The organism is Streptococcus sp. 32226D021BW, from assembly GCF_053545015.1.
Genome location: NZ_JBPPVC010000002.1, coordinates 152133 through 175290, shown reverse-complemented (window position 1 = coordinate 175290; position 23158 = coordinate 152133). Strand labels below are relative to the sequence as shown.

Sequence of the window (23158 nt, the reverse complement as noted above, 5' to 3'; positions counted from 1 at the left end):
GAAAGAAGGCGTAAAAAAATTCAGCCGATGGACTGAATTTTTGGTATAATTTAGCTATGAAAATGTCACAATTTCTTTTCTTGTCTATTTCGACACTTATTGCAGTTTACTTTATGAATATCTCTATTCTCTCCAAGGATTTTTTGCTTGCAGGTATTTTTGCCTTCATCGCCTTTCGTAATCTCCACTTTGCCTACAAGGTGACACGATTTATTCGTTTGGTGGAGAAGCAGACCAAGAAGTAAGGCTGATTTCTCCGCTGGAGATGATTTTTGCCTTGCCGTTATCTAGCTGGATGACTAGATTGCCTGTGTCGGTGACGGCAATGGCAGTTCCCCTGAATTCAACCTGATTTTCTACAAAGCTCACTTGTTGCCCCACGACAAGTGATTTTTCTTTATAAAGAGCAATCAAATCTTTTTCATCGGTTTCTAAAAAGGCTTTCCAGATGGCTGTAATCAGCTGATTGCGGGTAAATGGTGGCTGGTCGTCAAAGAGGTTTCCTGCGGATTGCTGGAGTTCTTTTGGGAAATCATCGATATGAACATTGATACCAATTCCAATGATAACATCGGTCACCCGTTGGTTTTCCATGGAGGAAATGGCTTCTGTTAAAATGCCAGCTACCTTTTTCTGTCCTAGATAAATGTCATTGACCCACTTGATTTGAACATCCAGGTCACAGAGGGATCGGACAGCCTTGACAACAGCGGCTGCAGCCAGAATGGTGTAGGGCTTAAATTCCAGGAAGGGGACATTTGGAGAAAGGCGGAGGGACATATAGATACCGCCTGATTTGGAAGCATAAAATGGACGCCCAAATCGGCCCTTGGCCTTGTTCTGATGGGGAGCCAGGTAGAGGGCTGGGCTGACATGACCTGCTTCAATGCCTTGTTTAGCATCAAGCTGGGTCGAATCACTGTCGGCTTTCATGTGGACAGGTAGTTGGAGTTCTTCTGCAATCAAGTCTGGCAGTAGCAAATCCCCCTCGGCCAATTTGTAACCACGATTGCGGGCTGCCTCAATGGTCAGACCATGTGCCTCTAACTGGCGAATAGCTTTCCAGATGGAAGTCCGAGAAATACCCAATTCCTGTGCCAAATCCTCTCCGCTGATGTAGTCTTCTTTTTCTTTTAACAGTAAATAAATCTTCTGGTAGGTTTTCATGTCTTCATTATAGCATAAGTCAGGTAGTAAATAAAAAATGATAATCAAGACAATTTATCTATATGATATACTGTATAATAGGAGGGCCGCACTATGAATAGCTATCAGGTGAAGAGTGTGATATATGGAATTGCTGTTGGAGATGCTTTGGGAGTTCCTTTTGAATTTTGTGAACGCGGGAGTTTTAAGGTAAGCGAAATGGTTGGATACGGAACCTATTATCAGCCGGAAGGTACCTGGTCAGATGATACGAGTATGACATTAGCTACCCTTGATTCTTTGAAGACGTATAATGGTGTTCGAATAGAGGACCTGCGTAAGCAATTTTGTAAGTGGCTGTTCAAAGCTGAATATACGGCAACTGGCAAAGTATTCGACTATGGTATGACAACTAGCCATGCCTTAATAAATGGTAGAGGATTGGAAGATGTTAGTTCAAATGGAAATGGTTCCTTAATGCGGATTGCTCCTCTTGCTTTTTTCAATACAAGTCGGTGGGAAATTGCAGAGGTGTCAGCTATTACCCATGCTCATCCCATTTCTAAACTTGCCTGTATTATTTTTATTGAACTTTTGGAAAGTTTACTAAAGGGAGAAAAACTTGATGAATTTCTCAGTAATAAAGACTATCCCAAACCGTTTGACCGCCTTCCTTGTCTGCTCTCATTACCAATTGAAGCTATAAAATCAACAGGTTATGTTGTTCATACTTTGGAAGCTAGTTTGTGGTGCATACTTCATTCTACTAATTTTATTGAAGCGGTTTTGTTAGCAGTTAATCTAGGTGATGATACGGATACGACTGGAGCTGTCACGGGTGCTTTAGCAGGAGCCATTTATGGGTTTGAAGCCATTCCTAAAAGTTGGATAGAATCCTTACAGAATAGGGAATTGATAGATTCTATTTTGTCTCATTAAATTCCAAAGAAGAAATTTATTAAACTTTGAAAGATTACTGATAAAAAGGTGTTATAATAGTTTAAAATAAGGAGGTTTTCATGAAGACACTTGATTACATCGTTAAACTAACCAACACTCCGTCGCCAACAGGCTATACGACGGATATTATGAACTACATCAAGACAGAAGTGGAAAGTTTCGGCTATGAGGCTATCAAGACTGCTAAGGGTGGCGTTTTAGTAACAGTTCTCGGAGAAAATGACCAGCAACACCGGATGCTGACTGCTCACCTGGACACTTTGGGTGCCATGGTCCGTGCAGTCAAGCCAGACGGCCGACTAAAAATGGATTTGGTGGGGGGATTTGGTTACCCTTCTATTGAGGGAGAAAACTGCCTCATCCATTGTGCAAAAAATGGCAAGACCTTTACGGGTACGATTTTAATGCATCAGACCTCTGTCCATGTCTATCGGGATGCCAGTACCGCTGAGCGCAACCAGACCAATATGGAAATTCGTTTGGACGAAAAAGTGACCAGTGCCGATCAGACACGGGCGTTAGGGATTGAAGTCGGTGACTTTATCTCCTTTGATCCGCGGACTATTGTGACAGAAACAGGCTTTATCAAGAGCCGTCACCTTGATGACAAGGTTTCAGCTGCTATCTTGCTCCATCTTTTGAAGGTTTATAAGGAAGAAGGAGTAACCCTGCCTTACACGACCCATTTCTATTTTTCCAATAATGAAGAAATTGGTTACGGTGCCAACTCCAGCATTCCTGCTCAGGTGGTTGAGTATCTGGCGGTGGATATGGGGGCAATGGGAGATGACCAGCAGACAGATGAGTACACAGTTTCTATCTGTGTCAAAGATGGTTCAGGCCCATATCATTATGAACTCCGTCAACACTTGGTAGCCTTGGCGGAGAGGGATGGTATTCCTTATAAATTGGACATTTATCCTTATTACGGTTCCGATGCTTCAGCGGCTATGCGAGCTGGTGCAGATGTTAAGCACGCCCTACTAGGTGCGGGGATTGAGTCTAGCCATTCCTACGAGCGGACCCATCTGGATTCCGTACAGGCGACTGAGCGAATGGTGGATGCTTATTTGAAATCAGCAATGGTAGACTAAGATGAATGAAAATCGTTTTTTAGAGCTCTTTAATGACCTGGATAAGGTCTTGCGCAAGGTCTGTCAAGTTGAGGATGGGGAACATGCGGATGTTGGTTCCATGCTGGCCAAGGCCAAGGACTTAAGCCCAGTCAATCCTGTCCAAGCCAACTGGGACAATCTCTATGTAGCTCGGCAGTTACGCAATCTTATGGTCCATGAGAGACGAACAGGCTTGAAAGAAGTGGCTCAACCTTCGCAGGAGTTGATTTCAGTTTTGGAAAAGGTCATTGCCCAGTACCAAGCACCCATGACCATTGAAACCTATTTGCAAAAGACCCAGAAAATCAAGCCTATTCTGTTTGATAGTCGGGATAAGTTGACCCTGGCTTTAGAAATCGTTGAGCGTGAGCATGTTTCCAAGTTTCCTATCTTTTCAGGCAAGTCCTATCAGGGCTTGGTGTCAGATAAGGGATTGGCAAATTGGTTGGCCAAGGCTAGTAAGGAAACGGGCTCTATCCGTGAAAAATTAGAAAAAGCCAGTCTGGCTGATGTCTTGGCTTGCGAGGAAGATAGTATTCAGGTGCTTGTATTACCAACTGATACAAGCCTTTACCAGCTTATCAATCATTTTGAAGGAAGAAAACGGACAACTGTTTTGGTCACTCGTCAAGCTGGTGGAAAGATTCACTCGCCAGAAGATTTAGTAGGAATTATCACAGCCCAAGACCTAGCAGAAATCTATGGAATGATGGATTGAGAAGAGAGGAGAAATTATGTCAACAAATCGTTTAGCCTGGGATGAATATTTTGCGGCCCAAGCTCTTTTGATTGCCAATCGGGCAACCTGTAAGCGGGCCAAGGTCGGTGCGGTTTTGGTTAAGGACAATAAGGTTATCGCAACAGGGTACAATGGTTCTGTTTCAGGAACCGAACATTGTTTAGAGCAGGAATGCCTGATGATTGATGGACACTGTGTGCGGACTCTACACGCGGAAGTCAACGCTATTTTGCAGGGAGCAGAGCGAGGAATTCCCAAGGGATTTACAGCCTATGTGACCCATTTCCCCTGCCTAAATTGTTCCAAACAGCTCCTTCAGGTCGGTTGCAAGCGAGTGGTTTATATCAATGAATACCGCATGGACGATTATGCCCACTACCTGTATAAAGAAAAGGGGTGTGAACTGGTGCATCTGCCCTTGCAGGAAGTCAGGGCAGCCATTGCGGATGCGGAATTGATCTAAAAAATGAAAAGGTGCCAAATGGAGCACCTTTTTATTTATTTATCTCTTCTTCCCATTTTTGGAATGTAGCCTCCCATTTCTCGTTAACAGAACTAGCCTCAATTTGACTGATTGCTGCCAACATTTCGTAGGAGAGAGAAATAGATTGGTTTTTTTTGACATCTAGAACTAGGTAGAGGTCTCGTAGTTGTCCCCAACTCATGCCTTGTAGGTTGACGCTTCCTTCTTCACCGCCAACCGCCTCAAGATAATAAAGGAGACGGGTTAGCAAGGCTCTGCTAGTATCACCTTCAGACTGAGCCTCAGTTAAGGCTTCTTCTAATGGATAGAAAAACTCTTGGTAATTGTCATGATAGGTTGCTTCTGCATAGTATTGAAAGGTATCAACGTATGGTACGCGTAAGTGAAGATAGACTTTTCGGTCTTCAAATTTTGAATAAACAACCTCATAAGCTGCGGATTCTTGCAGGGAGTTTACATTGACTTTTAAGGCTTTCGGTCCGATTTCAGAGAGTTTGTAGGTATCTCCTTGATACTTCATGGAGTACTTGGTATCGACATCCATATTTTTTGAAAGTGTTGAAAAAAGTTCTTGGTAAACTTCTGTTTCAGAGGAGACGCCGTAGGCTTTTCGGGTTGCTTGTAAGGTATTGTTGGAAATATAAAATTCATCCACAATCGACAGAGCGTTTAAAATCGCTTTGTCTTTGACACTTTTTTTGTATGCTTGTAGGGTATCGTAGGCCTCTTTGCGTTCAGTGTCCTCTACAACCAGATCTTCACCTTCTGAGGCTGGTTCTCCTGTAATGCTGTACGGGCTATAGGTTTTTGAGTAGGCAGCAGTATTTTCTGTAACATCTACCTCTTCTGTAGAAGAAGTTGTAGTAGGAGAAGTGGTAGATGAACCACAGGCACTCATCAATGAGACGAGTAAAGTAACACTGCCATAGAAAACTAACTTTTTCATATTTATTCCTCCATTATACTATTATACCATTTTTGTATACCATTTTTGAAGAGGGTATGGAATAGGAAGTAATCGTTTTTGGGGTGATTTAGGGATGGGGAAAATACTTGAGTTGAAACTGATGTCTGTGGAAATGATGGAACTGTTTCGTATTTCTTACCAAACTGTGGTACAATAAAAGAGTTATTAAGTCCCGAAAAGGTAGTTATCAGACTAGTGAACCTTCTCAGACATACTTGGAAGTTATTGCTTTCTCGTTATGTATCTGGAATTTTCCTTTGCTCAAGACAGGTGTCTTTGCAAAGAACTAGTCTTCGACTAGTTCTTTGTAACCTTAGTAACAATATATTTTAAGGGGGACATTTTTATGTCAGAACGTAAGTTGTTTACGTCTGAGTCAGTATCGGAAGGACATCCGGACAAGATTGCTGACCAGATTTCAGATGCTATTTTGGATGCTATTTTAACAGAGGATCCAGATGCACACGTAGCGGCGGAAACGGCTGTTTACACAGGTAGTGTTCATGTCTTTGGTGAGATTTCAACCACTGCCTATGTAGATATTAACCGTGTGGTACGGGATACGATTGCGGAGATTGGCTATACAAAAGGTGAGTATGGTTTTTCAGCCGAGTCGGTTGGGGTTCATCCGTCACTTGTAGAGCAATCGCCAGATATTGCCCAAGGCGTCAATGAAGCCTTGGAAACTCGTCAAGATGCTAGTCAAGATCCATTGGATTTGATTGGCGCAGGTGACCAAGGGCTCATGTTTGGATTTGCGGTAGATGAAACGCCGGAACTTATGCCACTGCCCATTTCACTGAGCCACAAATTGGTGCGTCGTTTGGCCGAGTTGAGAAAATCTGGTGAAATTACTTATCTCCGTCCAGATGCTAAGTCACAGGTAACAGTTGAGTATGATGAAAACAATCAACCTGTTCGTGTGGATACAGTCGTTATCTCAACCCAGCATGATCCTGAAGTTAGCCAAGAACAAATTCGTCAGGATGTGATTGAGCGTGTCATTAAGGACATTATTCCAGCTCATTATCTGGATGACCAAACCAACTATTTTATCAATCCAACGGGTCGCTTTGTTATTGGTGGTCCGCAAGGGGACTCAGGTCTGACAGGTCGTAAGATTATCGTTGATACCTATGGTGGTTATTCTCGTCATGGCGGCGGTGCCTTCTCTGGTAAGGATGCGACAAAAGTGGACCGTTCTGCATCTTATGCGGCACGCTACATCGCAAAAAATATCGTCGCAGCTGGTTTGGCTAAAAAGGCGGAAGTTCAGCTGGCTTATGCCATCGGTGTTGCCCACCCAGTTTCAGTTCGCATCGATACCTTTGGTACGAGCACAGTAGCAGAGAGCAAATTAGAAGCTGCAGTTCGTCAGATTTTTGATCTCCGTCCAGCTGGTATTATTCAAATGCTAGACCTCAAACGTCCGATTTACAAGCAAACGGCAGCCTATGGTCACATGGGTCGGACAGATATTGACTTGCCATGGGAACGCTTGGATAAGGTAGAAGCATTAAAGTCTGCTGTAAATGAGTGATAGAAATAGATGATTTTTAGGATAGGTCCGAAAGGACCTGTCTTTCTTTTATGTATCAAATATCTAGCTTTTTATCTTGCCTTGTGGTAGAATAAAACGTATGCCTTTTTTAAGGCAATCAATTAGGGATGGTTGTACTACTTGTCAAAAGCAATGGTTCAATACTTGGTATTGACTTTTCGGAAATGGTAATTCCCCACTCTAATGATGTTAATAAGAGAAAGTGATTAGTTAGTATGAGAAAGATTGTTATCAATGGTGGAAAGATACTGAAAGGAGCTGTAACTGTTAGCGGTGCCAAAAACTCAGTTGTGGCCTTAATTCCGGCTATCATTTTGGCGGACGGTGTTGTCACACTAGACGGTGTTCCAGCAATTTCAGATGTTGATAGTTTAATTGATATTATGGAAACTATGGGGGCGACTGTTAAGCGTGATGGGGAAACGCTTGAAATTGACCCTCGTGGTGTACAAGATATGCCTATGCCATTTGGTAAAATCAATAGCTTGCGGGCCTCTTATTATTTCTACGGTTCCCTCCTTGGTCGCTTCGGTCAAGCAGTTGTGGGCTTGCCTGGTGGCTGTGATTTGGGACCGCGTCCGATTGATTTGCATTTGAAAGCATTTGCGGCCATGGGTGCTGAAACGACTTATGAAGGTGAATACATGCGTTTGGCGACAAATGGTCAACGTATTCAAGGAGCACACATCTTCATGGATGTGGTCAGCGTTGGGGCAACTATCAATACGATTTTGGCTGCTGTTAAAGCTGAGGGTCGTACAGTCATTGAAAACGCAGCTCGTGAGCCTGAAATCATTGATGTAGCTACCTTGCTTAACAATATGGGTGCCCATATTCGTGGTGCTGGTACAGACATCATTACTATCGACGGTGTCGATAGCCTTCATGGAACCCGTCACCAAGTGATCCCAGACCGAATTGAAGCTGGAACCTATATTGCGCTTGCTGCCGCAGTAGGTGAAGGTATCCGCATTGATAATGTCCTTTATGAACACCTGGAAAGCTTTATCGCTAAGTTGGAAGAAATGGGCGTTCGCATGACCGTTTCTGAAGACAGTATCTTTGTTGAAAAACAAGAAAAATTGAAGGCGGTGAGCATTAAAACTTCACCATATCCAGGCTTTGCAACTGATTTGCAACAACCAATTACACCGCTCCTTTTGACAGCAGAGGGAACTGGAAAAATTATCGATACCATTTATGAAAAACGTGTCGGTCATGTGCAAGAATTGGCCAATATGGGTGCAAACATTTCAACTCGTAGCAATTACATTGCCTTTGAAGGTCCAAATCAATTGACTGGTGCCTCGGTTAAGGCAACGGATTTGCGGGCTGGTGCTGCCATGGTTATTGCTGGTTTGATGGCCCAAGGTCGCACAGAAATTACCAATATTGAGTTTATCTTGCGTGGTTACTCAAACATTATTGAGAAATTGACTGAGCTTGGGGCTGACATTCAGTTGATTGAGGACTAGGACGGCCCTCAAATACAATTTTTACTTAATCAAACAAACTGGGGCTGGGAAAATTTCTCAGCCCCTTGGGTACACTATGACAATTTGGACAAGACTAGCTAAATGTGCTTGCTTTGAAACAGAACGCTTGATTTTGAGGCCCTTTTCTTATGAAGATGGGAATGATTTCTATGCGATTGTTGCACATCCTGAAAATCTTCCTTTTATCTTTCCAGCCTTGAAAGATAAGAACATGACTCTTGCGACCATGGTTGAGAAATTTATGCGTAGTCCTTTGGGAAATTGGGCCTTGATTGATCAGGCTTCAGGTCGGATGATTGGTGCGCTCTGTTTTGAAAAACTTGAAGAACGTCAACTTACTGCGGAGCTCAGCTATTTCCTAAAAAAAGACTACTGGGGTCAAGGGCTGATGACGGAAGCGGTGAAAAATCTGATTTTTCTGGCCTTTTATGAAATCGGTCTTAAAGAACTGACTATCATCACCCATGAGGAAAATATGGCCAGTCAGATGGTTGCCCAAAAAACAGGTTTTGTGCAAGTGGAGCAATATCGTGGGAGTGACCGCTACAGCCATAAAATGAGAAATTACTTGAAATTTAGCTTGAAAAGGGCTGATTTTAGTTTAGAAATGTAGGAGAAAATGAATGATTACTATTAAATCTCAACGTGAAATTGATGCCATGAACCGTGCTGGTGATGTGCTAGCAGGTATCCATATCGGTTTGCGAGACATCATCAAACCAGGTGTGGACATGTGGGAAGTAGAGGAATATGTCCGTAAAACATGTAAGGAAAAAAATGTCTTGCCCCTTCAAATTGGTGTTGATGGTGAGTTGATGGACTATCCATATGCAACTTGCTGCGGGCTAAACGATGAAGTAGCTCATGCCTTTCCACGTCATTACAAACTTAAAGAAGGTGATTTGCTGAAAGTCGATATGGTTCTTAGTGAGCCTTTGGATAAATCAGTTGTTGATGTGTCTAAGCTAAACTTCAATGATGTCAAGGCTATGAAGAAAATCACTCAAACCTATCGTGGTGGTTGTGCGGATTCTTGTTGGGCTTATGCAGTTGGTCAGGTGTCTGAAGAAGTGCAAAACTTGATGGATGTGACCAAGGAATGTTTGTATCGTGGTATTGAGCAAGCGGTTGTTGGCAATCGTATCGGCGATATCGGTGCTGCTATTCAAGAATATGCGGAGGGTCTTGGCTATGGTGTTGTTCGTGACTTGGTGGGTCACGGTGTGGGTCCAACCTTCCACGAAGAGCCAATGGTTCCCCACTATGGAACAAAAGGCCGAGGACTTCGCTTGCGTGAGGGGATGGTCTTGACTATTGAGCCTATGATTAACACTGGCACTTGGGAAATTGACACGGATATGAAGACAGGCTGGGCTCACAAAACACTTGATGGTGGTCTATCTTGCCAATACGAACACCAATTCGTCATCACCAAGGATGGGCCAGTTATCTTGACTAGTCAAGGTGAAGAGGGGACCTATTAAGATACAAGAGAGAAGGAGAGGGAATGAAGAAAACCAAATTTATTGAAGGTTTGAAAACATTCTGCTCGACCTTCTTTTCTTTTTATCGGAATGCGGATATAGATGTGACCAGTGTGGCGGTGGCCTATTATTTGCTAATCGGTATTTTTCCGATCTTGTTAACCTTGGCCAATCTACTTCCGTACTTTCCATTCGACATTGACTTGGTTTTGTCGGTTGTGGCTGAATTTGTACCTGACAGGCTCTATCCTTCATTATCGGACTTTATCACCTCTATTTTGACCAAGCCGTCGTCGTCTTGGTTAGGAATTTCGATTGCGACGACCCTGTGGACCCTGTCGCGCAGTATGACCATCTTGCAAAAGGCCGTCAACAAGGCCTATGGTATCAATGAGCATCGAGATTTTATTGTCGGGCATTTGATAGGCATATTTTTAGGAATTGGTTTACAAGTCATCATTCTGCTGAGTATGACCCTCCTGACTTTTGGTCAGGTGATTATTTCTTACCTTAGTCAACTTTTTCCGCTAGATAATCAGTGGCTAAAAGGTCTGCTTAGTCAGACGCAATTAGTGGGGCTAAGCGCCTTATTTACAGGCTTGATCATGCTTTATTTTTTCTTACCCAATATTCGTATTCAGAAAATCCGCTATATTCTGCCTGGAACAAGCTTTGTTCTTTTGGTTATGGCATCCTTTGGCAAGCTTTTCACTATCTATGTGGACAATTATGCCAATCGCTTGCTGGATTTTAGGATGGTTACAGCCGTTATTTTCCTTGTTTTTATGCTTTGGTTTATTTTTATGGCCCAAGTGTTGATCATTGGTGCGGTCATCAATGCTAGTGTTCAAAGTATGCAGGTCGAAGAATTTCACGAAAGAGATGGGGACTTTGTCTCGATTTTGAATAGGATTAAGGGGAGATTTACACCGATTGATAAAGAATGAGGGAGGAAAAACAAGTTATATATAAAAACGAGGTTCCGTACGGAGCCTCATTTCTTATCTTTAAAAATAAATAATTTACTCAAGAAATAGTTGACCACAATGATCAGGACTTGAGAGAAGAGTGTGGCGACGGCATTGACTAGTGTCAAATCATGGTTGACAAACTGTCCAATCAATTGTGGATAGGCTTGTACTAGCAAATAAGCTAATAACATATCCAAAACCAAGGTTGAAATACGTGCTGTAGCAAACTTGACCAGTCGTTGTGGCCAACCCTCTCTGGCTTGTTTGAAAACGAAACGGTCGTTGGTCCAGAAGGCAAAGAGAATGGCAACAGCATTGGCCAAAAGAGTAACCAATAGAATGGAAGGAATGACTAAAAATAGTCCCATTCGAGTGACCATATAGACAAGGGTTGTTGCGACACCTGCAATCAAATAAAGAATGACTTCGTTGTTTATGAGTTGATAAAATAGTTTTTTCATATGAACTAGTCTATCATTTTTTCGGAAAATATGCTATACTAGACAACGTTGTTGAATTTTCAACGACCCTTGGGGCTTGCTCACTTTACCCAAGCATATTACAAGCATTTTGCTAAAGGAGAATTTTCATGAATACATCTAAATGGACTGCCAGAGATTTGGCAGAAATCGCTCTTGTCGCGGCCATCTATGTGGCTTTGACTCTGACACCACCATTGAATGCCATTTCCTTCGGAGCCATTCAGTTCCGCTTGTCAGAAATGCTCAATTTCTTGGCCTTTTACAACCGTAAGTATATTATTGCCGTGACCATCGGTTGTATGATTTCTAACTTGATTGGTTTCGGTGTCATTGACCTCTTTGTAGGTGGATTTTCAACCCTTATCTTTGTTAGCCTTGGGGTGTTCCTATTTGAAAAATACAAGAAGGACTATCTCTTCGGAGGCTTGTTTAACAAGGCATTCTTCTATTTCTCATTCTTTTTTTCAGCGACCATGTTTACAATCGCTCTAGAGTTGAAATTCTTGTATGATTTGCCATTCTTCTTGACTTGGCTGACAACTGCAGGTGGAGAATTGCTGTCCCTATTGGTTGGTGCAGTAGTGATTGATAAGTTAGCGAAAAAAATCAATTTCGAAAGATAAGTTTTAAAGATAAATGTGGGCAGACACCTTCGGGTCTCTTTTTTCTACAAAATTTTTGTCAGGGCTTACAATTTAGGTTATACTGGAACTAGAACATATAGGAGGTCTTTTATGAAGACATATCAATTATCAAATGGTGTTTCCATTCCCAAAATTGCCTTTGGCACCTGGCAAATTCCAGACGGGGAAGAAGCGCATCGTGCGGTTCTCTACGCTTTGGAAGCAGGTTATCGTCACATTGACACGGCTCAAATTTACGGCAACGAAGCCAGCGTCGGTCAGGCCATTGCTGATAGCGGTGTGGCGCGTGAGGATATTTTCCTGACAACAAAGGTCTGGAATGACAAGGTTGATGTGGAGGACACACTGGCATCAGTTGAGGAATCCATGTCCAAGCTGGGCGTGGATTATCTGGACCTACTCCTTATCCACTGGCCCAATCCTAAGGCTATTCGTGACGGTATCGGCTGGAAGGAGCGCAATGCCCAAGTTTGGAAAGCCTTGGAAGACTTGTATCGTGCAGGTAAGGTCAAGGCTATCGGGGTGTCTAACTTTATGGAACATCACCTGGAAGGCTTGCTTGAAACGGCTGAAATCACACCCATGGTCAACCAGATTATGCTGGCCCCAGGAACTCCTCAGACAGAATTAGTGGCCTACTGTAAATCCAAGGGCATTCTCTTGGAGGCCTATAGTCCATTTGGTACAGGTACTCTTTTCCAAAGCCAAGAGGCAGCAGATTTGGCTAAGGAAGCAGGTTGCAGTGTAGCCCAACTGGCATTAGCTTGGTCCTTGGAAAAAGGCTTCTTGCCACTACCAAAATCAACCAGCCCAGAAAACATCAAGGCAAATTTGGAGATAGAAGATTTGGTCATTAGTCCAGAAGCAGTTGCTCAGTTGGATACATTGACAGGCCTAAAAGGCCAGTTGGATCCGGATTTGGCAGAATTTTAATATAAAAGAGTATGTTGTCATTGCAGCATACTCTTTTGTCATCTCCAACCTACCGCTTTCATGCTATAATAGTAGCTATGGAAGAAAAATATTTGAAAATTGCTCAGGAATTGGGCGTAAGTTTAAAACAGATTGATACGGTCCTCTCTTTGACGGCTGAAGGTAATACCATTCCCTTTATTGCTCGTTATCGGAAGGATGTGACGGGGAATTTGGATGAAGTAGTCATCAAGTCTATCATTGATCGGGATAAGGCCTTGACTGCTCTTGCTGAACGTAAGGCTACCGTCCTTGCCAAGATTGCAGAACAAGGCAAATTGACAGACCAGCTCCGTCAGGCTATCGAGGAAGCGGAAAAGTTGGCAGATGTGGAAGAACTCTACCTGCCTTATAAGGAAAAACGTCGGACCAAGGCAACGGTGGCGCGTGAGGCTGGACTGTTCCCGCTGGCTCGTCTAATTTTGCAGAATGTGGCTGACTTGGAAGAACAGGCTGCTAGTTTCATCTGTGAAGGTTTTGATACTGCTCAGGCTTGTTTGGCTGGGGCTGTGGATATTTTGGTCGAAGCTATCTCAGAAGACAATAAGCTTCGGGCCTGGGTTTACCATGAAGTACAGACCAATTCAAACCTTACTTCAGAGCTAAAAGATCAAGAAGCAGATGAAAAAGAAGTCTTTCAGATTTACTATGATTTTTCTGAGAAAGTGGCGAAGATGCAGGGCTATAAGACTCTGGCCATTAACCGCGGTGAGAAACTAGGTATTCTCAAGGTTTCTTTTGAACACAATGTGGATAAAATGGTTCGTTTCTTTGAGCTACGTTTTCCACAGTCTAATAGCTATATCAAGGATGTGATCCAGCAGGCTATCAAGAAGAAAATTTTGCCTGCTATGGAGCGTCGTATTCGAACAGAATTGACGGAAGAAGCAGAAGAAGGAGCTATCCAGCTCTTCTCTAAAAACCTACGAAATCTGCTCCTTGTATCTCCCCTCAAAGGCAAGGTTGTCCTTGGTTTTGACCCTGCCTTTCGGACAGGTGCTAAGTTGGCGGTTGTAGACCAGACGGGAAAACTCTTGACAACCCAGGTCATCTATCCAGTTGAGCCGGCTGGTCAGCGCCAAATTGCTCAGGCAAAAAAAGACTTGGCAGACCTGATTGGACAATACCAAGTGGAAATCATTGCTATCGGAAATGGAACGGCCAGCCGTGAGTCTGAAGCTTTCGTCGCTGATTTGCTCAAGGATTTCCCAGAAGTTTCTTACGTCATCGTCAATGAAAGCGGAGCCTCTGTCTACTCAGCTTCTGAACTGGCCAGATATGAGTTTCCAGACCTACCTGTGGAAAAACGCTCTGCCATTTCCATCGCCCGCCGTCTGCAAGACCCTCTGGCTGAACTGGTCAAAATTGATCCCAAGTCCATCGGTGTCGGCCAGTACCAGCACGATGTCAACCAGAAATCTCTGTCTGAGAGCCTGGACTTTGTGGTTGATACGGTGGTCAACCAGGTCGGTGTCAATGTCAATACGGCCAGTCCTGCCCTTCTGGCTCACGTGGCTGGTCTTAACAAGACCATCTCAGAGAACATCGTCAAGTACCGCGAGGAAAATGGTGCTCTGACCTCTCGTCAGCAGCTCAAAAAGGTACCTCGTCTGGGTGATAAGGCCTTTGAGCAGGCAGCTGGTTTCTTGCGCATCCCAGATGCGACTAACTTCTTGGACAATACTGGCGTGCACCCTGAGTCTTACAAGGCTGTAGAGAACTTGTTGGCACTGCTAGACATTGACCACTTAGATGAGGCTGCGCAGGAAAAATTAAAGCAGGTTGCCATCGCAGATACAGCAGAAAAAATAGGTGTCGGTCAGGAAACCTTGAAGGATATCGTCGCAGACTTGCTCAAGCCAGGTCGTGATTTACGGGATGACTTTGAAGCGCCAGTCCTCCGCCAAGATGTCTTGGATGTCAAGGACTTGGTAGTCGGACAGGAATTGCAAGGCACGGTCCGCAATATTGTGGACTTTGGAGCCTTTGTGGATATCGGTGTCCACGAGGATGGTCTAGTCCACATTTCACGCATGGTCAAGCGCAAACGGGATAAGAATGGACGCCAACAAGTCTTACCACATCCAAGCGAAGTCCTCGCTGTTGGGGAAATTGTAACCGTCTGGGTGGTCGAAGTGGATATCAAACGCAATCGTATCGGTCTTAGCCTCTTGAAACCAAATGGATCTGAATAAGTATGTGCAGGAAGTCTCCTTGCAAGACTTCGGAATGGAATTTCGGCATGTAGCAATCTGGAACAGACGATTACGCTCAACGGGTGGTCGCTTTTTTCCTAATGATGGCCACTTGGACTTTAATCCCAAGCACTTGGAGGAGCAAGGCTTAGAAGTCTTTCGGAAGATTGTCCGTCATGAGATCTGCCACTACCATCTCTACCATGAGAAGAAAGGCTATCGGCATGGGGACAAGGACTTCAAGGAACTGCTGGCTGCGGTGGACGGCCTGCGCTATGCTCCCAAACTGGAACAAGCTGCCAAGCCGAGTTTGATTTACAGCTGTCAGTCCTGTGGACAAGTCTACCAGCGCAAGCGCCGCATTGACCTAAAAAAATACCGATGTGGGAAATGTCGGGGGCTTTTAGAGAAAATAATTTAAACCGAAAAAAAGCAGAGCTAATACCTTGAATTGGACTTAGTTCTATGGATTAGTGAATTGTAGAACACTTAATAAGTTGATTACCTTTAAAAATACATATAAAAATTTTTTGAAAAATGATAAAATATAGTTATGAAAATAGTCGGTCAATTATCAAAGAAAATCATTGAGGAATTTGGATTATCTCTAGCAGAGGGAACTGAAATCTGGTTATCTCCTAAACGAAAAAAACACATGGAAAAACATAGGGATGAATTTGTTGATTTTGATAGTACATTTGAGCGTATCAATGAAATTATTCAACATCCAGATTATGTTGGGCAGCATCCAAATGGTCAATCCTTAGAGTATATTAAGCAGTTAGATGGAAATGTTCTAGTTGCTGTAAGATTAAGTGATAAATTGATGGTTAGAACAATGTATGTTATTAAAGATACTAAGTTAGAAAATTACATTAAAGCTGGCAGAACGAAAAAAATGTGATATAATATAACTAGAGAAAACACCGAGGGCGGAACAGGCAGCCGCCACACCCATTGGGTCTGAAAGAGATGTAGGAATGCCACCCTACCGATGTTTTTTATCAAAAAATTTTGGAGACACTTAGTCTCCTTTTTGTTTTGAAGAAAATAGGTCGTATTTTTGTATGTTATTGCAATCAAAATAAAATAAGTACATAGAAGTTTTTGCTTGAGAGCTTTCAGTCGATGGATTAGTCGACTGATTTTTTGTTTGCTAGCTGATTGGGAGATTTTTTTGAAGCATAAAAAATGATAAGCAAAGTCATTATATTGTTCAAGATAAATAAAGAATTTTATTTTGTAACATGATATAATTTTATAGAAAGCCCTTACGCTGTTTCTGGGCGTAAGTTATAAAGAATAAGGAGAAAATATGATTACTTCTGAAGAGATTAAATTACGTCTATGGAATGGTGCCAATGAACTCCGTGGCTCTATGGATGCCAGTCGTTATAAGGACTATATGCTTGGGCTCATGTTCTATAAGTTTTTAAGTGACCAAACCCTGAAAACATTTGCTTCAACAGCAGGTGTGGGAAATGAGAGCAATTGGTATCAAGAGTACATCCTTGCCCACCAAGAATACGGTACGGAATTGGAAAAGATGATCCAGGATGTTTTGGGTTATTTTGTCCGTCCTGAGCACCTCTATCAAACCTGGGTCAAGGATATGAATGAGGGTAGGTTTGAAGTCCAAAAAGTAACGGACAGCTTGAGCCAGTTTGAGCGGAGTATCGCTGTTGCTAATGGTTCGGATGATTTTCAAGGTCTATTTGCCAGCTCAACCCTTGACTTGACAGATACAGCATTGGGAAGCAATCTCAATGAACGCAGTAAAAATATTCAAGCCCTCATCCGTTTGTTCGAGGATTTGGACATGGTTGCCCTGCAAAATGGAGATGTCTTGGGAGATGCTTATGAATACCTGATTGGTCAATTTGCCATGGAATCTGGTAAAAAGGCGGGTGAGTTCTACACGCCTCACCAAGTCAGCGAAGTCATGGCTCAGATTGTCGCAACCAACTCATCTATTTCTTCTATTTATGACCCAACGGTTGGGTCAGGTTCCCTCCTTTTGACCGTAAAAAAACACCTGTCAGAAGACAAACAAAAAAGCTTAAACTACTACGGTCAGGAGAAAAATACAGCTACCTATAACTTGACCCGCATGAACCTCTTGCTCCACGGTGTCCGTCCGGAAAAAATGAGCATTAAAAATGGTGATACCCTATCGCAAGACTGGCCAGAAGATCCGGAACGTCCAAATGAAGGTGTCCAGTTTGATGCAGTGGTCATGAACCCTCCTTATTCTGTAAAAAATTGGAATCGTTCAGGCTTGAAACCTAGCGACCCACGTTTTGAAATCGCTGGTGTTCTTCCCCCTGACTCAAAAGGCGACTTTGCCTTCCTTTTACACGGCCTCTATCACCTGGGAACCCAAGGAACCATGGCCATTGTCTTACCACATGGTGTTCTCTTCCGCGGAGCAGCTGAGGGTGAAATCCGCAAACGCCTCTTGGAAAAAAATCAGATTGATGCCGTTATCGGTTTGCCAAGCAACCTCTTTACCAACACTGGTATTCCAGTTTGTATCATCATTCTCAAGAAAAATCGGGATTTGAATGAGCCTGTACTCTTTATCGATGCCTCACGCAACTTTATCAAGGCTGGTAAGCAAAATGCCTTGCAAGAAAAGGACATCGCAAAGATTGTAGATGTCTATACGAACAGAACGGAAGAAGATGGCTACAGTCACTTGGCAAGTCGTCAGGAATTGATCCAAAATGACTATAACATGAATATTCCACGCTATGTGACTGCCCTGGATGAAGAAATTCCTCATGATGTGGATGCGCATCTATATGGTGGTATTCCAAAGAAAAATATTCAGTCCTTGAGGGTGCTCAATCAGACAGTCAAAGAGGTTTTGGACAATGCCTTTAGTGAAAACCGTCCAGGCTACTTAACTTTGAATCAGACCCTTGAAGAGTTTTCAAGAGCAGTCTTATCCAGCCCAGTTGTTCGGGCAGAATATGAACAAGTCCAGTCAACTATTGCGGCCTTTATCGAAGAATATTGGACAAAATTGCACCGTTTACAAACGGAAACCAATACAAGATTATTGAAAGAAGCTATGTTGGCAGACATTAAGAAACGCTTGTCACAATTTGACCAAATTGATATCTACGAAGGCTATCAAATCATCGCAGAAATTTGGACCAAGACCTTGACCCATGATGCAGAGTTGATTGAGCAATTAGGCTTTTATGAGGCTGGGCGTACCCGTGAGCCCAATATGGTGGCTAAAGGGAAGAACAAGGAGAAGGTTCAAGATGGTTGGAATGGGGTGATTATTCCAAATAGCCTGATTGCTAGTGAGTGCTACGGTGATGAACTTGCCCATATTGACAGCCTGAAAAACAGGATTTCAGAAATTGACAGTGAAGTCAGCGAATTGGTTGAAAATGCCAAGGTGGAAGATAGCGAGGAGTATAATGCCCTCTTTGATGTCATGAAAAAGAATGAAGATGGCGAAGCACTGGATAGTTTTGAAGGCAAATTGGTCAAGGCTGCTCTGAAAGAAGCAGTAAAAGGCTCTACGGAATTTGGCTTCTTGAAGCAGGTAGATGACCTATCCAAGGAAAAGTCTACAGTAGCTAAGGAAATCAAGACCAAGGAGCAGGAACTCAAGGAATTGGTGTCCAATCGTATCCCAGTCTTGACAGATGAAGAAATCGACCAACTCCTCTATAAAAAATGGTTTGGTCATGTGACTGATAAGGCACTTGAGTTGGTTGAATTGCCATTAAAGGCAGAAATTGCCATTATCGAAGAACTTCACAATCGCTATGCCGAAACCTTGGACGATATGGATGCGGAAATCGCTCTGCTTGAAACAGAACTTGAAAATCTGATGAAAGAACTGGTGGTGTTATCATGATAAATGCGACAGAAATTTTCTTACAAAGACCGTTCAGAAACAGTAACAGAAAAACACCAGCAATCCTTTTCGGTCATTTTCTGAAAATAGAAGAAAAATCGAAAGAAGTTGGGGGAATATAGCAATGCCGAACAAAGATAAAAATATTCCCAAACGCCGCTTTAAATCGTTTGAAAATGCAGATGCTTGGGAACTGCGGAAGTTGGGGGAAGTAATGGAAATTACCTCGGTAAAACGTATTCATCAATCTGATTGGACAGATTTTGGAGTAAGATTTTTGCGGGCAAGAGATATAGTTGCAGAATCAAAAAATGAGTCAGTCTCCGAGCCCTTATTCATATCACAAAAAAAATACGATGAATATACAGCAATTTCAGGAAAGGTTACAAAAGGTGATTTGCTTGTTACTGGAGTTGGTACAATCGGTATCCCTATGCTAATTGAAAAGAATGAACCAATTTATTTTAAGGATGGAAATATTATTTGGTTTAAGAATGAAAATCATATTGATGGTCAATTTTTCTACTATTCATTCATTGGCAAAAATATTCAATCATTTATAAAAGAATCGGCTGGGATAGGAACAGTTGGAACATTTACAATAAATACAGGAAAAAATACACCAATAGATTTACCAGTACTGAAGAAAGAACAAGAAGCCATCGGCAACTTCTTCTCCACCCTGGACCGCCACATCACCCTTCATCAGCGTAAGTCAATTTCATGTCTAGCTTAGGCCAGATAAGTAGCGCATGACTAAATCTGTATCTTGATTTTCAAGTTCTGAGATGACATGCATATACACTTTTTGAGTTGTTGTCATGGAAGAATGTCCCAACCGTCTTGACACGCTAGCTATTGAAACGCCAGCATACATCAAAAGAGATGCATGGGTATGTCTAAGACCATGGATAGAAATGACTGGAACACCCACATTTTTACAATGTCGCTCCAACCACTTATTTGGCGTAGAGTTGCAGACAGGTCCATTGACAAAAATAGGTTTATCCTGAGGTAGGTCTTTAATCAATTGTTGAAATTGCATACTTAACTGCCAGTCAATCTGCACTTTTCTCACGGAAGATTTATTTTTGGTCGGCAAAAAACCACCATTTCCCTTGTAATTCCACGTTTTTGTCACAGATACATTTTGCTGGACAAAGTTGAAATCAGCTGGGGTAAGCCCTAGAGCCTCTGAAAATCGTAAACCTGTTTTCGCAATAAGCAAAATCAACCAGTCCCAATTGATACGGCATTCCAAGTTCAAATCAGACAGAACATTGTGCAGTTCAAACTGATTGAGGTATTTCATCTTTTTTATTCTAGGAGCCTTGCCCTTAAAAATCACCTTTCGGGTAGGGTCTCGATCGATGTAGCCCTCGTCAACAGCATCCAAGACCGCTCCCTTGAGCTGATGATGAAAGTCAATAACCGTCTGACGTTCATGGGTCAAAGCATAGTCGTTCAAAATTTGCTGATAGGTCGTCCTATCCAACTGATAAAGAGCCAAATCAGGAACAATATTTTTCAAATGAACATAATTATTTCTATATTTTTCCAAAGTAATGGGTCGAACCGCCCCCTCTTTAAATAGCCTGGTCCATTGTTTAAAATATTCATGAAGTAAAGTTTCTCGTGTAATTTTATTCATCATATCCAATCCTTCTACGACTTACGCTGATGAAGGGTGATGTGTCGATCAAGGGTGGAGAAGAAAGTGCCGATGGCTTCTTGTTCGGGGAGGGCTCCAACAGTCAGCGGAGTGACTGTTGGAGGTAAGAAAATCGAAATCTCTGCTAGTTCGTTTGCATTGATAGCGGGGTAGCTTGTTCCTGTACAGTTATCTAAAACATTATTCACAAACTTTTCAGTCTGCATCACCGTAAACATAAAATAACCATTACAGCTAGGACGCAATTGTGCATAACCTGTCGAAAAAACAAAGTCATCACTATCAATATCAAAAAGATAATTATTTTTCTGATATGGTCTTACAGTTTGATAAAAAATATCACCTTTACTAGCAACTCGTTGTGCTCGAGATGGAGCACTATTTTTATACTCTGTTCTATGTGAAATCATTTCTGTTCCAACAACTGCTTCCAAATCTACATATTCGAATTCATCTGGTAAAACTGATTTGGGGTTTATCTCCGCCACTTCCCCCAACTTCCGCAGTTCCCAATCGTCAGTAAATCCAGGAAAACGGCGTTTTGGCACACGCTCTCCTTCAGCAGGGAACATTTCACTCAAATACGCTTGTTTTATACTCTTTAATTTGTCAAGCTTACGCTGATGAAGGGTGATGTGGCGGTCTAGGGTGGAGAAGAAGGTGCCAATGGCTTCTTGTTCAACTCTATTTTGAGTTAGCATATACTCTACACCTACAAGTTGTGAGACTTTAATACTCGGCTGAACAGCTCCCATAACTATTCTTATTGCTTTTTTCTGATTCTCCTTATTAGTAAAAAGAGAATATAAGTAAGAGGGAACAAAATTATCCTTTGCCCTAAATGCTACTATATTTTGTGCGATAGCTGCTTCCTCTCTCGAATCCATAAGACTTACAAGACCAATACTACCTACTGTCGTAAATAAAATGTCATCTTTTTTTACATAAGATCTTAAGTTGTTCTCAAAAGATTCATCATTGAGATGCTTATCTATTTTTGTATAATCAGGATGTACTCCTCCAAGTGCTGCTACTTCTATAAGCGGATGAGTTCCCTCTTCGTCCAAAGGAGGAGTCTTTCCTCTATTGTCTACCGCCTTGTCAACGAATTCCCCCAACTTCCGCAGTTCCCAAGCGTATTCATTTTTTATTTTCCAAATTTGTGAAGCAACATTGGATTTTCTTACTCCTTTGGTACATTTTCAATTATTTTCAGAAAAGGTGCTCTAGTCTTATGGACTGACCTCGGTTTGCCAATATCAGCCTTGGGGCTGATGTTTTTCAGGAAGTTTGTGATATACTAGAAGGGAATTGAGGTGAAATCATGGTACAGAAACAACAAGAACGATTGATTGAGCTTTATGAAAAGGGGATTTTGACCAAGGAAGAGGCACGGGCCTGTTTTTTGAAATTTGAGGAACGACCGGATGTGCTCTTTGTGGAAGAAAAACACAAGACTGGCTTTACCTTGCCCAATTTCAAGGTCTTTGCTTCTTCAAAATTGAAGCAGGCCTATAGCTTTGAAGGGATTGAATCCTTATTTTTACAGCTATCAGAAGGACGGCTAACCATGACCAAGTCTAAGTCCAATCAGGTCGGAGTTGAAATTATCTACAATCAAGATGCTCCTGAAAACCAGTTGCCTCGTATCTATGTGGAGAAACGTGGTCTGTATTTTAGTAGTAGCTTGCCTTGTCGTCTGACCATTAGTTTACCTCAGGAATGGATGTCCGTACTTGACTTGGAGCTGGGGCAGGCAGATGCTCGCTTGGATTATTTACCGTTTGAGGATATTTCTATCCGCAGTACAAGGGATAAAAAACAACAGGATATCCGCTTGACAACCTGCGGTGGCTACCCACAGCATCTATCTGTTCAATTAAACCAGGCACAAGTCAACCTCTACCCAGGAAAATCTCAAGGGATACAAGGACAACTGATTTCTTCATCTGGTCAGATTCTAGTTAATCGTAAGAAGAAAGATAGCCCCTATCAGTTTGAAAAATCTGGCAGTGATTTACTCTTTGTGAAAGGGCAGATGGGACAGGGTGCTATCTATGTGAAAGGAATAAAAGATGTCAATTGATTTGTATAAGGTAAGACAGGGTAAGATTGTATCGGGGGTACTTGCAGGTCTAGCCCACAAATTGGGCTGGGAAGCTTGGGTCACTCGTGTGCTTTTTCTAGCTGCCCTGTTTTTAGGAAAAACTTCTTTGCTCACACTAGCGCTTTATATTGCAGGGGCTTATTTTCTGCCCTATAAGGAAGATAGGGATGCGGAACGCTTTGGAACTGGTCCTCGAAAGATAAAGGATGCGGAGAAGATACATAAATCTTGGTTTGAATAGAAAAAAACTTGAGTTTTGAAAGCTCAAGTTTTTTGATGT

General features: G+C 42.4%; 24 protein-coding genes and 1 riboswitch. Of the genes, 19 read left to right on the top strand and 5 right to left on the bottom strand.

What is annotated here, in order from left to right:
* Positions 1-56 precede the first annotated feature (56 nt).
* Positions 57-245 (top strand): DUF3272 family protein, encoded by a 189-nt coding sequence (locus ACEE44_RS02370; RefSeq protein ID WP_105124727.1) that lies wholly within the window; start codon positions 57-59, stop codon positions 243-245.
* On the opposite strand, the gene birA is transcribed toward ACEE44_RS02370, so the two are convergent.
* Positions 211-1167, bottom strand: a complete 957-nt coding sequence (birA, locus tag ACEE44_RS02365) for a bifunctional biotin--[acetyl-CoA-carboxylase] ligase/biotin operon repressor BirA (protein ID WP_449171127.1) — start codon at positions 1165-1167, stop codon at positions 211-213. The genes ACEE44_RS02370 and birA overlap by 35 nt on opposite strands.
* 93 nt (positions 1168-1260) lie before the next feature.
* Between birA and ACEE44_RS02360 the strand changes: the two genes are divergently transcribed.
* The 4 genes from ACEE44_RS02360 to ACEE44_RS02345 all read left to right on the top strand — a co-directional run bounded on the left by ACEE44_RS02360 (position 1261) and on the right by ACEE44_RS02345 (position 4423).
* A complete protein-coding gene (locus ACEE44_RS02360) occupies positions 1261-2085 on the top strand; it encodes an ADP-ribosylglycohydrolase family protein (protein ID WP_332413462.1) in 825 nt (274 codons plus the stop codon).
* Between the two features lie 80 nt (positions 2086-2165).
* Positions 2166-3200: a M42 family metallopeptidase gene (locus tag ACEE44_RS02355; RefSeq protein ID WP_449171126.1), complete on the top strand. Its 1035-nt coding sequence runs from the start codon at positions 2166-2168 to the stop codon at positions 3198-3200.
* Position 3201: 1 nt separating this feature from the next.
* A complete protein-coding gene (locus tag ACEE44_RS02350; protein ID WP_449171125.1) occupies positions 3202-3939 on the top strand; it encodes a hypothetical protein in 738 nt (245 codons plus the stop codon).
* Between the two features lie 16 nt (positions 3940-3955).
* A complete protein-coding gene (locus ACEE44_RS02345) occupies positions 3956-4423 on the top strand; it encodes a deoxycytidylate deaminase (protein WP_449171124.1) in 468 nt (155 codons plus the stop codon).
* Positions 4424-4454: 31 nt separating this feature from the next.
* Here the strand turns inward: ACEE44_RS02345 and ACEE44_RS02340 are convergent, their stop codons facing one another.
* Positions 4455-5390: a hypothetical protein gene (locus ACEE44_RS02340; protein WP_449171123.1), complete on the bottom strand. Its 936-nt coding sequence runs from the start codon at positions 5388-5390 to the stop codon at positions 4455-4457.
* Between the two features lie 367 nt (positions 5391-5757).
* Between ACEE44_RS02340 and metK the strand changes: the two genes are divergently transcribed.
* The 5 genes from metK to ACEE44_RS02315 all read left to right on the top strand — a co-directional run bounded on the left by metK (position 5758) and on the right by ACEE44_RS02315 (position 10899).
* Positions 5758-6951, top strand: coding sequence for a methionine adenosyltransferase (metK, locus tag ACEE44_RS02335; protein WP_449171122.1), 1194 nt, complete (start codon positions 5758-5760; stop codon positions 6949-6951).
* Positions 6952-7187: 236 nt separating this feature from the next.
* Positions 7188-8447, top strand: a complete 1260-nt coding sequence (locus tag ACEE44_RS02330) for a UDP-N-acetylglucosamine 1-carboxyvinyltransferase (protein ID WP_449171121.1) — start codon at positions 7188-7190, stop codon at positions 8445-8447.
* A gap of 76 nt (positions 8448-8523) precedes the next feature.
* On the top strand, positions 8524-9081 hold the full coding sequence (locus ACEE44_RS02325) for a GNAT family N-acetyltransferase (RefSeq protein WP_449171120.1): 558 nt from the start codon (positions 8524-8526) through the stop codon (positions 9079-9081).
* Between the two features lie 10 nt (positions 9082-9091).
* Positions 9092-9952, top strand: a complete 861-nt coding sequence (locus ACEE44_RS02320) for a methionyl aminopeptidase (RefSeq protein ID WP_172000244.1) — start codon at positions 9092-9094, stop codon at positions 9950-9952.
* 23 nt (positions 9953-9975) lie between these two features.
* Positions 9976-10899 (top strand): YihY/virulence factor BrkB family protein, encoded by a 924-nt coding sequence (locus ACEE44_RS02315; RefSeq protein WP_449171119.1) that lies wholly within the window; start codon positions 9976-9978, stop codon positions 10897-10899.
* A 47-nt stretch (positions 10900-10946) separates the two neighbouring features.
* On the opposite strand, the gene ACEE44_RS02310 is transcribed toward ACEE44_RS02315, so the two are convergent.
* Positions 10947-11384 carry a GtrA family protein gene (locus ACEE44_RS02310; RefSeq protein WP_332412329.1) on the bottom strand — a complete coding sequence of 146 codons (438 nt, stop codon included), beginning with the start codon at positions 11382-11384 and terminating at the stop codon, positions 10947-10949.
* A 29-nt stretch (positions 11385-11413) separates the two neighbouring features.
* A riboswitch (PreQ1 riboswitch) is annotated at positions 11414-11515 on the top strand.
* Between ACEE44_RS02310 and ACEE44_RS02305 the strand changes: the two genes are divergently transcribed.
* From ACEE44_RS02305 to ACEE44_RS02275, 7 genes are all read left to right on the top strand, one after another.
* Positions 11513-12028: a QueT transporter family protein gene (locus tag ACEE44_RS02305; protein WP_449171118.1), complete on the top strand. Its 516-nt coding sequence runs from the start codon at positions 11513-11515 to the stop codon at positions 12026-12028. (Overlaps the previous riboswitch by 3 nt.)
* Before the next feature lie 111 nt (positions 12029-12139).
* A complete protein-coding gene (locus ACEE44_RS02300; protein WP_449171117.1) occupies positions 12140-12982 on the top strand; it encodes an aldo/keto reductase in 843 nt (280 codons plus the stop codon).
* A 77-nt stretch (positions 12983-13059) separates the two neighbouring features.
* Positions 13060-15216, top strand: coding sequence for a Tex family protein (locus tag ACEE44_RS02295; RefSeq protein WP_449171116.1), 2157 nt, complete (start codon positions 13060-13062; stop codon positions 15214-15216).
* Entirely contained in the window at positions 15203-15637 is a 435-nt protein-coding gene (locus tag ACEE44_RS02290; protein ID WP_449171115.1) for a SprT family protein, read from the top strand. The genes ACEE44_RS02295 and ACEE44_RS02290 overlap by 14 nt, the downstream gene beginning before the upstream one ends.
* Positions 15638-15769: 132 nt before the next feature.
* Entirely contained in the window at positions 15770-16120 is a 351-nt protein-coding gene (locus tag ACEE44_RS02285) for a PBECR3 domain-containing polyvalent protein (protein ID WP_253216759.1), read from the top strand.
* A gap of 411 nt (positions 16121-16531) precedes the next feature.
* Positions 16532-19099 (top strand): type I restriction-modification system subunit M, encoded by a 2568-nt coding sequence (locus ACEE44_RS02280; RefSeq protein ID WP_449171114.1) that lies wholly within the window; start codon positions 16532-16534, stop codon positions 19097-19099.
* Positions 19100-19223: 124 nt separating this feature from the next.
* Entirely contained in the window at positions 19224-19835 is a 612-nt protein-coding gene (locus ACEE44_RS02275; protein WP_449171113.1) for a restriction endonuclease subunit S, read from the top strand.
* Here the strand turns inward: ACEE44_RS02275 and ACEE44_RS02270 are convergent.
* Both ACEE44_RS02270 and ACEE44_RS02265 read right to left on the bottom strand, forming a co-directional pair.
* The gene (locus ACEE44_RS02270) at positions 19827-20750 is read right to left on the bottom strand and encodes a site-specific integrase (RefSeq protein WP_172003308.1); all 924 of its coding nucleotides are present in this window, start codon (positions 20748-20750) and stop codon (positions 19827-19829) included. The two genes, ACEE44_RS02275 and ACEE44_RS02270, sit on opposite strands and share 9 nt — an antisense overlap.
* Before the next feature lie 14 nt (positions 20751-20764).
* Positions 20765-21898, bottom strand: a complete 1134-nt coding sequence (locus ACEE44_RS02265; protein ID WP_449171194.1) for a restriction endonuclease subunit S — start codon at positions 21896-21898, stop codon at positions 20765-20767.
* Positions 21899-22095: 197 nt separating this feature from the next.
* On the opposite strand from ACEE44_RS02265, the gene ACEE44_RS02260 reads away from it, so the two are divergent.
* Positions 22096-22857, top strand: coding sequence for a hypothetical protein (locus ACEE44_RS02260; RefSeq protein WP_449171112.1), 762 nt, complete (start codon positions 22096-22098; stop codon positions 22855-22857).
* Positions 22847-23119, top strand: a complete 273-nt coding sequence (locus ACEE44_RS02255; RefSeq protein ID WP_105125401.1) for a PspC domain-containing protein — start codon at positions 22847-22849, stop codon at positions 23117-23119. The genes ACEE44_RS02260 and ACEE44_RS02255 overlap by 11 nt, the downstream gene beginning before the upstream one ends.
* The last annotated feature ends 39 nt before the right edge of the window (positions 23120-23158 follow it).